A 10,833-nucleotide genomic window follows, 5' to 3' on the forward strand; every position below is an offset into this window, starting at 1 on the left:
GCGCCGGGCACGCGGGGCCTGCGGACGGTCAGCCGTCGCCGCCGCCCGCCCGGCTGCGCTGGCGCAGGGAGATCCGGTTGCCGTCCGGGTCCACCGCCTCTACGCGAATTCCGAAGCCGTAGTCCTCCGGTTCGGTCCCGTCGAACTCCACACCGCGGGCACGCAGCGCCTCGAAGTCCTTGCGGAGGTCGTCCGATTCGAGGAAGAGCGAGCCGGGCGTGCCGCCGGCCTGCACCTCGGCGGGCCGGCCCGCGGCCGCGGCGTGCGGCCAGAGGATGATCTCCTGTGCTCCCCCGGCGACGCCGACGGTGAGGAAGCGTCCTTCCGGACCCGAGTGGTCGACGCGCTTCTCCAGGCCGAGCTGCTCCGTGTAGAACCGCAGCGCGCGGTCCTGGTCGGTGACGTACAGCGTCACGTACATGATGTTCGTCAGCATCGTGTTGCCCTGTCCGTTCTTCGGTCGGGCGGCCTCCACGCCGGGGCGCCGGGTTCGTCGCCGCTCCGGGTGGGGCCGCACTGCTTCATCACCTCACTGACGGACCGCGACCGGCGGACGTGACGCGGTGGCGGAAGGACTCCGCCGCGCCCTCAGGCCGACAGGGCCTCCCCGCCGTCGTCGGACTCCTCCGCGCACGCCACGACCAGGGCGTCCAGTGACAGGTCCAGCGCGTGGGCCAGCGCCGCCACGGTGAAGAAGGCCGGGGTCGGGGCCCGGCCCGTCTCGATCTTGCGGAGGGTTTCCGCGGACACTCCGGCGGCTGCCGCCACCTCCACCATGCTCCGTTCCCCACGGGCCAGACGGAGGAGGGCACCGAAGCGCTCTCCGCGCTCCCGTTCCTGCGGACTCAATGGGACTCTCACCATGACCGTGATACTAATACCGGTATAAGTATTGGACAGCACCGCACCCCCGGGAGTGACGACACATGATGGAGATCAAGACCGACACGGAACTCGAGGCGATGCGGGAAGCCGGGCGCGTCGTGGCCAACGCCCTCGCGGCGGCCCGGGCGGCGGCAGCCGTCGGGGTACGCCTGAGCGAGCTCGACGAGGCGGCCCGGGCGGTCCTGGACACGGCGGGGGCGCGCTCGCCCTTCCTCGGCTACCAGCCCTCCTTCGCCCCCGTCCCGTTCCCCGCCGTCATCTGCGCTTCGGTCAACGACGCCATCGTGCACGGCATCCCCGACGGCTACCGCCTGTGCGACGGCGACCTGGTGAGCATCGACTGCGGAGCCGAACTCGACGGCTGGACCGGCGACGCCGCGATCAGCTTCACCGTCGGCACCGCCCGTCCGGCCGACCTGGAACTCATCGACGCCACCCGGCGGGCCCTCGACGCCGGGATCGCCGCCGCCTGCGCCGGCCAGCGCATCGGAGACATCTCCCACGCCATCAGCACCGTCGCGCGCGACGCGCGCTGCGGCATGCCGGCCGACTTCGGCGGCCACGGCATCGGCCGCCGGATGCACGAGGAGCCGGCCGTCCCGAACCACGGACGACCCGCTCGCGGCCCCCGCCTGCGCCACGGGCTCGCGCTCGCCATCGAGCCCATGCTCATGGCCGGGGGGCGGGGCGACTACCGTACCGATCCGGACGGCTGGACGCTGCGTACGCTCGACGGAAGCCGGGCCGCTCACATCGAGCACACCGTCGCCATCACCCACGACGGCCCCCGCGTGCTCACCCTCCCCTGACCACCCGGGGGCCGGGACGCCGCGCCGGGCGCCCGGCACCCCCGGAAGCGGCCCGGTCAGGGCTGGGTCCCGGTGAGGACGCCGACCTTGTCGATGCGGTGCTCGGGATTGTCGTGCGCGTCCCGCCAGGTGTTGCCCGCCGCGTCGTCCTCCGGGGTGAGGCAGGTGGACACGGTGATCATCGCGCGGGACGGCGATGTGCCGCTGGAACCGGGAACGGCGGCGCGCTGCTCTTCCATCGAGGCCGACGACCGGAAGGACGTCGTCCGGGTGGCGCCGATGACGTACTCGTACGTCACGCCGCCCGCGGTGACGAACACGGAGGCGCCCGCGGGCAGCGACGGCAAGGCGCTCATCGGTCCCCCCGCGGCGATGCGGTGGCCGGTGACGATGTAGTTGCCCACGTCGCCCGGACCGACGCCACCGCCGGGCCCGTAAGGGCTCGCGGCCACGCCCTGGTCCTGGATCCGGGTACCCGGGGCGTCATCGGGGCTCCCCTGGTACGGGACGACGGGTAGCCCGGAGATCCCGATGGCCGGGATCGACAGTGTGGCGCTCTGGATGCCGGAGACGGCCGCGGCGGGCGCCGTATCGGATCCGGGCCGGGCCGCGAGGGCGCCGGGAGCCGTCAGCAGGACGGCGAGGGAGGCGCCGGCGAGCACCGACGGCAGGCTGCGCGAAAAGCGGAAGAGACGTGGAGACATGGCGTGTCCAAGGTCTGCCGGGGTCGTTCGGTCCAGCCGTCCGGTCGGCCCTTCCAGCCTGGCACAGGGCCGGCGGCGCGGCAGCCCGGCGCCGTGGAGTCCGCCGCAAGGGGTGGGGCGGGGGAGGGTGCGGAGACGGCGGTGAGTGGCTGGAAAGCGCCGGTGGGACGGCGTAGAAAGGGACCGGATCGGGGTGTTCCGGCCCTCCGGCCGGACGGACGGAGGAAGGGTGGTCCACCGCATCACCGCCTGAGCGGAACCGGAACCCGGAGGCCCCATGGACCCCACCCCGTTCCTCCCCCAACCACCCTTGTCCCGCCTGGAGTTCGCTGCCGAACTGACCCGCCTGAGAGAGAAGGCCGACCTCACCGTCCGCGCCGTCGCCGCGCGCGTCGACGCGCCGGGCGCCCACAGCACCATCGGCGGCTGGTTCGCCGGCCAGAACCTGCCGTCGATCGGTTCCCTGCCCCTGTTCCGCCGGGTACTGCGGGTGTGCGGGGTGAGCGACGCGGCCGAGATCGACCGCTGGCTGGAACGACTCGCGGAGCTTCGGCGTTCACGGGTCCTGCGCGTCTCGGGAGGCGCGTCCCCTTACCGGGGTCTCGCGGGTTTCGAGGAACGGCACGCCGACTGGTTCTTCGGCCGGGAGCGGCTGCGGGCGGTCGTCGTGGACCGGATCCTTTCGGAGGGGGCCGACGTACCCCAACTGCTCGTCGGCGCCTCCGGATCGGGCAAGTCCTCCCTGCTGCGGGCAGGGGTGCTGCCCGCCCTGCGGGGCGAGCACGGGTGCACGCCGCTCCTGCTGGTTCCCGGCCGCGACCCGATGCGCGCGCTGGCGGCCGCCGTCACCGCGCAGTGGGAACGGGAGCAGCAGGTCCTGGCGACTGATCCGCTGGAACTGGCCGCTCAGATCAAGGCGTTGGCCGGCCGCGAGGCCGTGCGCATCGTCGTGGCGGTCGACCAGCTGGAGGAGGTGTTCACCACGTGCCCGGACCCGGCCGAACGGGAGCGGTTCCTCCGGTGCCTGGCCGCCCTCCCCTCCCCCGGCGTACGCGTCGCGGGGTGTCTGCGCGCCGACTTCTACAGCCAGGCCCTCGCCCAGCGGCCCCTCGCGGCAGCCCTGCAGAACGGCCAGACCGTCGTGGGCGCGCTCAGCGAGGACGAGATCCGCGCGGTGGTGGGCGGTCCTGCCGCCAAGGCCGGCCTCGCCCTGGACGAAGGGTTCATCGACGTCCTCCTCGCCGACCTCCGCGACTGCGGCCCAGGGGCGCTGCCGCTGCTGTCGCACGCGTTGCTGTCGACCTGGGAGCGCGGGCGCGGCGCCGCCTTGACCATCGCCGACTACCGGGCGGGCGGCGGGATGTCCGCGGCCGTCTCGGGGACCGCGGAAGAGGTCTACGCCGGTCTGTCCGAGGCCGAATCCGTACTCGCCCGGCAGCTGTTCCTGCGGATGGTCGCGGTGGGCGACGGCGTGCCCGACACCCGCAGGGTGCTGCCGCTGCCCCCGCCCGCCCGCCGGGACGACCGGGCCGGGCAGGTGTACGCAGTGCTGGAGCGCTTCGTCGACCGGCGGCTGGTCACGCTCGACGGCGACGGAGCCAGGATCACCCACGAGGCGCTGCTCACGGCCTGGCCGCGGCTGCGGGGCTGGATCGACACGGACCGGGCCGGACAGATGGTGTGGCAGGACCTGACGCGTGACGCGGACCGCTGGCTCGCGCACGGCCGCGATGCCTCGCTGCTCTACCGGGACACCCGGCTGGCCGTCGCCTCCGGTTGGGCGGAGGACAGCGGACACGCTCCGGAACTGGACGCACGGGAAAGCGAGTTCCTCGACGCCAGCCGGCTGGCGCAGGAGCTCCGGGTCCGGCGCGAGCGGCGCGGGGCCCGCCGGTTGCGCCGGCTCCTGGTCCTGCTCTCGGTGCTGGTCGTCCTTTCGGGCCTGCTGACCGGTGTCGCCGTGGTCCAGCGCCGCGACGCGGAGAGACAGCAGGCCGTCGCCCTGTCCCGGCTGGTGGCCGCGCGCGCCGAACGGCTGCGGGGGAGCGATCTCGCCCTCGCCGCGCAACTCGGTCTGGTGGCCTACCGTACGGCGCCGACCGCCGAGGCCCGGGCGGCGCTGATGGACGCCTCCGCGCTGCCGGCGGTGACCCGGATCCTGGCGTTCCGGGGCGTCGTACAGGCGGTGGCCCTCAGCCCGGACGGGCACACCCTCGCCGCGGGCGGCCTGGACCACCAGGTCGCGCTGTGGGACCTGCGCGATCCGGAGCGGCCCAGGCCGCTGGGGGCGGCGCCGGTGACGTTCGCCGACACCGTGTACGCGCTGGCCTTCAGCCCGGACGGCCGACGGCTCGCCGCCGGGTCCGGGGACGGGACCGTACGGGTGTGGGAGCCGTCGGGCCCGGATCCGGCGGCGGCCGGAGCGCGGGCACGGGTGTTGCAGGGCCCGGACTCGGCCGTGTACGGGGTCGCCTTCGCACCCGACGGCAGGACGCTGGCCGCGGCGGGCGCCGACGGCGGCGTGTACGTGTGGCCGGATGCGGCGGGCCCCGGTGCCGGCGGGGGTTCCGGTGCCGGAGGGGATTCCGGTGCCGGAGGGGATTCCGGTGCCGGAGGGGATTCCGGTGCCGGAGGGGATTCCGGTGCCGGAGGGGATTCCGGTGCCGGAGGGGATTCCGGGCCGGCCGGCGCCGGGGTCCGGCGGCTCGGCGGGTTCACCGGGGCGGTGCACACCGTCGCCTTCCGGCCGGGCGCGGGCGCGGCCCTGCTCGCCGCAGGGGGCGCGGACGGCTCCGTACGGCTGTGGGACCTCGCCGATCCCGGCCGGCCGCTCGGGTACGGGCAGCCGCTGACCGGAGCGGCCGGCCCGGTGTTCGGGCTGGCCTTCACGGCCGACGGCGCCCGGCTCGTCGCCGGGAGCCAGGACCGGTCCACACGGGAGTGGACCGTACCCGCGCCGGGCACCGCCCCGGACCCGCCCGCGGTGACCGGCGGGGCCCCGGCCGCTCCCGAGGGCCCCGCCAGTTACCTCAACGCGGTCGCCTACAGCGCGGACGGGCAGTGGCTGGCGACCGGCAGCGCGGACAACCAGGTGCGCCTGTACGACGCGCGGACGCGGAGCCTGGCCGGGGTGTTCCCGCACCCGGGACCGGTCACCTCGCTCGCGTTCCACCCCGGCGGGCGGCAGCTGGTGACGGGCGCCGCCGACGGGACCGTGCGCCTGTGGCAGCTGCCCGCCCGCCCGCTGCGCGGCTTCCAGGGCACGGTCAACGCGATCGGCTTCGCGCCGAACGGGAAGCTGCTCGCCGTCGCGGGGCGCGACGTACAGCTGTGGGACGTCTCCGATCCCTGGGCCCCGCGCCCCGTCGGGGCTCCCCTGGCGAATCCGACGGGGTACTCCGCGACGGTCTCCTTCACCCCGGACGGGCGCACCCTCGCCGTGGGCGGCCGGGAAGGCAGGCTGTGGCTGTGGGACGTGTCCCGCCCGGACCGGTCCGCGCCCTACGGGGAACCCCTGGCCGGGGGCGCCGGAACCATTCAGTCCGCGGCCTTCGACCGGACCGGCCGGATCCTGGCCGTGGGGAGCGAGGGGCGGACCGTACGCCTGTGGGACACGGCCGACCCGGCGCACCCGGCGCTCTCGGCCGAACTGCCGGAACCGACGAACTACGTGTATTCGGTGGCGTTCAGTCCGGACGGCCGGCGGCTCGCCGCCGGCACCGTCGACAAGCAGGTGCTGCTGTGGCGGCTGCCCCCGGCCGGCGGCCGGCCCGTGCTGGAGTCCACCCTGCGCGGGCCCGGGAGCTACGTGATGTCCGTCGCGTTCAGTCCGGACGGCCGCACCCTGGCCGCCGGCAGCGCGGACCGTGACGTGTGGCTGTGGGACGTGAGCGGGGACCGGCCGCGCACCGCCGGGCCGCCGCTGACGGGTCCGAGCAGCTACGTGTACGCCCTGTCGTTCAGCCCGGAGGGCGGGACGCTCGCCGCCGGCAGTACGGACGGCACGGTGTGGCTGTGGGACACCGCCGGCACCCGGCGGCCGCGGCCCCGCGCCGTGCTGAGCGGGCTCGGCGGGAAGGTGTACGCCGTCGCGTACGGCCCGGACGGGCACTCCCTCGCCGCGGGCGGCGCGGGCCCGGCAGCGCTGCTGTGGACCCGCGACGAGGAGGAGATCGCCCGGCGTCTGTGCGAGCGGGCCGGGACGGTCATCACGGCCCAGGAGTGGGCCCAGCTCGTCCCGGGTCTGCCGTACGCGCCGCCGTGCCGGTGAACGCGCGCCGCCCGGTGGCCGTACGGAGTTGTACGGACCGCCGTACGGGCCTGGTCGACCTGCGGTTCCGTCCTTCCCCCGGCCGCCGTCCGGATGGCTCTCTGGTGGGGCGCCGCCGGATCCGCCGGGGCGCCGCACACCACAGTGGGTCTTCCGAGGGAGAACGACGATGCGCATGACGACCACCACTCTGCGGTCCCGGGCCGGACTGGCCGCCGCCGCGGCAGCCGTCGCCCTGACCGGTCTGCTCGCCGGCGCCGGCGGCGCCGACGCGGCCGGCAGCTACATCTCGTCGAACAGCGGCGGGGCGAACGAGCGCACCTGCGCCAACACCGGGTGCGGTTCGCTCGGCTACCTGTCCAACGGGACGGGCGTGACGATGCTGTGCTGGCTGGACAGCCAGTGGGTGTATCCGCCGAGCTCCAACTACGCGTCCAACCGGTGGTTCCGCGTCTCCAGCTACCTGGGGACCGGCTACGTCCACTCGTCCCTGGTGGGCGGCCAGACCAGCGTCGGCCACTGCTGACGGGCCCTCGCGGCTCCCGGCCCCCGGTTCCCCGCTCCTGGGGGCCGGGGGCCGGCGGCGTGCGCCTGCGGGTGCGGCGCCCGCGCCCCGTCGGCCGCCGCGTTCCGCTACCGGTCCGTCGAAGGGTTCTCCGCCGTCTCCAGGGCCTGGGCGGCGATGGTGATCGCCTCTTCGTCGCGGCCCGCCCCCTTCGCCGCCCGGGCCTGGCTCAGGGACACGCGGAGCAGTTCCGTGGTGTGTTCCGGCAGCGAGCCGGACCCCACGATGTCCTCCAGTTTCCGGATGGTGTCTGCGGCCAGGTCGTCGGGCATCGCGCGGCCTCTCCTTCGTCGTGGATCAAGCGCTTGCGACGGTGCCACGCCGTGGCGGGCGGGACAAGGCGACGCGGAGCCGAACCACTCTCTTGCGTGATCCGGAGCGGCCCCCGGCCCGGGTCAGGCCCTCCCAGCTGCGGGTTTAAGGTCGCCGGTGCTTGCCTTTGCGAAGACTTTAGAGGGATGGGCCCGATTTGGTTTGCGTGGAGCAACCAACTACTTCTACGGTTGCCTAGAGCAACGAAATGGAGGCGGGATGGCCGAGCAGGCGCAGTACGAGGAACTGGCCCGCGAGCTCAGCGCCATCGGCGCCGTCAAGAGGGACATGGGGCGGATCCTGCCACACGACTGTCCCGCCGGGTCCGCCGCCGTTCTGACCCTGCTCGGCCGGCACGGCGGCATGCGGATGAGCCGGCTCGCCGAACTGCTCTCCGTCGACACCTCCGTCACCAGCCGGCACGTCGCGCACGTCGCCGACCGCGGCTGGATAGAACGGCTGCCCGACCCGGACGACGGGCGCTCACGCATTTTGCGCCTCACCGCAGCGGGGCAGGAGCGGCTCGACGAGCTCTCCGGGCGCACGTCGCGGCTCCTCGCCGACCGGTTGAGCGACTGGTCCGACGAGGAGGTCGGCGGGCTGATCCGGCTGATGACCCGGCTGCGCACGAGCTTCGGAGACTGCCGCTCGACCACCGGGGGGCTCCCGTACCCGGACGAACCGACCACCCGTACACCCGCATAAGAACGTAAGGAAGCGCATGGCAACGACCACACCAGCCGGTGTGCGGGCCTCTCACGCCAAGCACGGCGGCGGCGGCCACGACGGCGCCCCGATGACCCACCGGCAGATCATGGAGGCGCTCTCCGGGCTGCTGCTCGGCATGTTCGTCGCGATCCTGTCGTCGACGATCGTCTCCAACGCCCTCCCCCAGATCATCGGCGACCTCGGCGGCGGCCAGTCCGCCTACACCTGGGTGGTCACGGCCGCCCTGTTGTCCATGACGGCGGCGACCCCCCTGTGGGGCAAGCTCTCCGACCTGTACAGCAAGAAGGCGCTCGTCCAGATAGCGCTGGTCATCTACGTACTGGGCTCGGCCGTCGCCGGCATGTCGCAGAACGCGGGCATGCTGATCGCCTGCCGCGTGGTCCAGGGCATCGGCGTCGGCGGCCTGTCCGCCCTCGCCCAGATCGTGATGGCGGCGATGATCTCCCCGCGCGAGCGCGGCCGCTACAGCGGCTACCTCGGCGCGACCTTTGCAGTCGCCACCGTCGGCGGCCCGCTGCTCGGCGGTGTCATCACCGACACCGACTGGCTGGGCTGGCGCTGGTGCTTCTACGTCGGCGTGCCCTTCGCGATCATCGCGCTGATCGTCCTGCAGAAGACCCTGCACCTCCCCGTCGTCAAGCGCGAGGTCAAGGTCGACTGGGGCGGTGCGTTCTTCATCTCCGCCGCCGTGTCGCTGCTCCTGCTCTGGGTCACCTTCGCCGGTGACAAGTACGACTGGGTGTCGTGGCAGACGTACGCGATGGTCGGCGGCTCGGTCGTCCTCGGCGCGCTGTTCGTCCTCGTCGAGTCCAAGGCGAGCGAGCCGATCATCCCGCTGCGGCTGTTCCGCAACCGCACGATCGCGCTGTCGTCGATCGCGTCGCTCTTCGTCGGCGTCGCGATGTTCACCGGCACCGTCTTCTTCAGCCAGTACTTCCAGCTCGCCCGCGACAAGTCCCCGACCATGTCCGGCGTGATGACGATCCCGATGATCGCCGGCCTGTTCGTCTCCTCCACCGTCTCGGGACAGGTCATCACCAAGACCGGCCGGTGGAAGGCGTGGCTGCTGTGCGGTGGCGTGCTGGTGACGGCGGGCCTCGGTCTGCTCGGCACGATCCGCTACGACACGGTGTACTGGCACATCGCGGTCTTCATGGCGCTGCTGGGCCTGGGCATCGGCATGATGATGCAGAACCTGGTCCTGTGCACGCAGAACCAGGTGGCGCCGTCCGACCTCGGATCGGCCAGCTCCACGGTGACGTTCTTCCGCTCCCTCGGCGGTGCGATCGGCGTCTCCGCGCTCGGCGCGATCATGGCCGACCGGATCACGCACTACGCCAAGGACGGGTTCGCCACCCTCGACCCGAAGTACGCGGCCGCCGCGGCGCAGTCGGGCTCCGGCGGCAGCATCCCGGACATGAACAGCCTGCCCGGACCGCTGCGCACCGTGATGGAGAGCGCGTACGGCCACGGCATCGCGGACGTGTTTCTGATCGCCGCGCCGCTGGCGCTGATCGCCTTCCTCGTCACGCTCTTCATCAAGGAGGTCCCGCTGCGGACGTCGGGCGGCCTGGCGCAGGCCTCGCAGGCCGACGCCGAAGCCGGCATCCGGGCCGGTACCGGCGCCGACGCCGGAATCCCGGTCCCGGCGGACGCCCCCGAGCGGGCCGTCGACCCGGCCGGGTCCGCCCCTCGGGTGCCGCGGCAGACGGCCGCCGCCACCACCGGTGACGGCGGGTCCGCTTCCCTGCCCGAGGGCGTTCCGGTACGCGGCCACGTGCGCGGCGCCGAGAGCACGCCCGTGCCCCGGGCGGCGGTGACGCTGATCTCCCTGGCGGGACGTCAGCTGGGCCGGTCGGTCGCCCAGGCCGACGGCTCGTACGAGCTCGACGCGCCGGGCAGCGGCTCGTACGTACTGATCGCGGCGGCCGACGGGTTCCAGCCGCAGGCCTCGACCATCGTGGTGAACGGTGAGCCGGTCGTCTACGACATCCTGCTGAGCGGGACGAGCGGCCTGAGCGGTGTCGTACGGTCCGCCGAAACCGGAGCCCCGGTCGAGGGCGCCATGGTCATCGTCACCGATGTGCGCGGGGACGTACTGGCCACCGGAACCACCGACGGGCAGGGCGGGTTCGCCTTCGCCGAGCTCGTGCCGGGCTCCGTGACCGTAGCGGTGAACGCCGCCGGGCGCCGCCCGAAGGCCCTGCACGTCGAGGTCGGCGCCGCGGGCGTGACCCGGGTCGAGGTCGAGCTGAGTTCCGGCGCGCAGGTCCAGGGCGTCGTCCGGGCTCCGGGCGGACCGCTCGGCGACGCCCGCGTCACGCTGGTCGACGCGGCGGGCAACGTGGTCGCCACCGCGCGGACCGGCGCCGACGGCGCGTACGCCTTCACCGACCTGGACGGCGGAGAGTACACCGTCATCGCGACGGGATACCCGCCGGTGGCCACGGCGCTGACCGTGAGCGGCCGCGGCGTCGACGGCCACGACATCGAGCTCGCCCACCCCGCCGCCGACGCCGGGACCCGTGCCCACCCGCTCTCCGCCGAGGCGGCGGAGGA

9 protein-coding genes are annotated in these 10,833 nt (G+C 73.9%); 5 read left to right on the forward strand and 4 right to left on the reverse strand.

The features are described 5' to 3' along the window. Positions 1-28: 28 nt before the first annotated feature. Both ACWGH1_RS34635 and ACWGH1_RS34640 read right to left on the reverse strand, forming a co-directional pair. Positions 29-436 carry a VOC family protein gene (locus ACWGH1_RS34635; RefSeq protein WP_453355896.1) on the reverse strand — a complete coding sequence of 136 codons (408 nt, stop codon included), beginning with the start codon at positions 434-436 and terminating at the stop codon, positions 29-31. Positions 437-588: 152 nt separating this feature from the next. Then, a complete protein-coding gene (locus ACWGH1_RS34640) occupies positions 589-864 on the reverse strand; it encodes a helix-turn-helix domain-containing protein (protein ID WP_453355897.1) in 276 nt (91 codons plus the stop codon). Between the two features lie 62 nt (positions 865-926). Between ACWGH1_RS34640 and map the strand changes: the two genes are divergently transcribed. After that, entirely contained in the window at positions 927-1,694 is a 768-nt protein-coding gene (gene map, locus ACWGH1_RS34645; RefSeq protein WP_453355898.1) for a type I methionyl aminopeptidase, read from the forward strand. A 56-nt stretch (positions 1,695-1,750) separates the two neighbouring features. Here map and ACWGH1_RS34650 read toward each other — a convergent pair whose 3' ends face one another. Further along, positions 1,751-2,398: a sortase domain-containing protein gene (locus tag ACWGH1_RS34650; RefSeq protein ID WP_453355899.1), complete on the reverse strand. Its 648-nt coding sequence runs from the start codon at positions 2,396-2,398 to the stop codon at positions 1,751-1,753. A 277-nt stretch (positions 2,399-2,675) separates the two neighbouring features. Between ACWGH1_RS34650 and ACWGH1_RS34655 the strand changes: the two genes are divergently transcribed. Together ACWGH1_RS34655 and ACWGH1_RS34660 are read left to right on the forward strand one after the other, a co-directional pair. Beyond that, a complete protein-coding gene (locus ACWGH1_RS34655) occupies positions 2,676-6,668 on the forward strand; it encodes an nSTAND1 domain-containing NTPase (protein WP_453409335.1) in 3,993 nt (1,330 codons plus the stop codon). A gap of 175 nt (positions 6,669-6,843) precedes the next feature. Further along, positions 6,844-7,194, forward strand: a complete 351-nt coding sequence (locus ACWGH1_RS34660; protein WP_453356179.1) for a hypothetical protein — start codon at positions 6,844-6,846, stop codon at positions 7,192-7,194. Between the two features lie 107 nt (positions 7,195-7,301). Here the strand turns inward: ACWGH1_RS34660 and ACWGH1_RS34665 are convergent, their stop codons facing one another. After that, entirely contained in the window at positions 7,302-7,505 is a 204-nt protein-coding gene (locus ACWGH1_RS34665) for a hypothetical protein (protein WP_453356180.1), read from the reverse strand. A 259-nt stretch (positions 7,506-7,764) separates the two neighbouring features. Here ACWGH1_RS34665 and ACWGH1_RS34670 point away from each other — a divergent pair, with 259 nt between their 5' ends. After that, the gene (locus ACWGH1_RS34670; protein WP_453356181.1) at positions 7,765-8,250 is read left to right on the forward strand and encodes a MarR family winged helix-turn-helix transcriptional regulator; all 486 of its coding nucleotides are present in this window, start codon (positions 7,765-7,767) and stop codon (positions 8,248-8,250) included. Positions 8,251-8,266: 16 nt separating this feature from the next. Then, positions 8,267-10,833 (forward strand): MFS transporter (locus ACWGH1_RS34675; protein WP_453409336.1); only part of this gene is annotated, 2,567 nt, incomplete at its 3' end.

Source organism: Streptomyces sp. NPDC054883 (assembly GCF_053610645.1).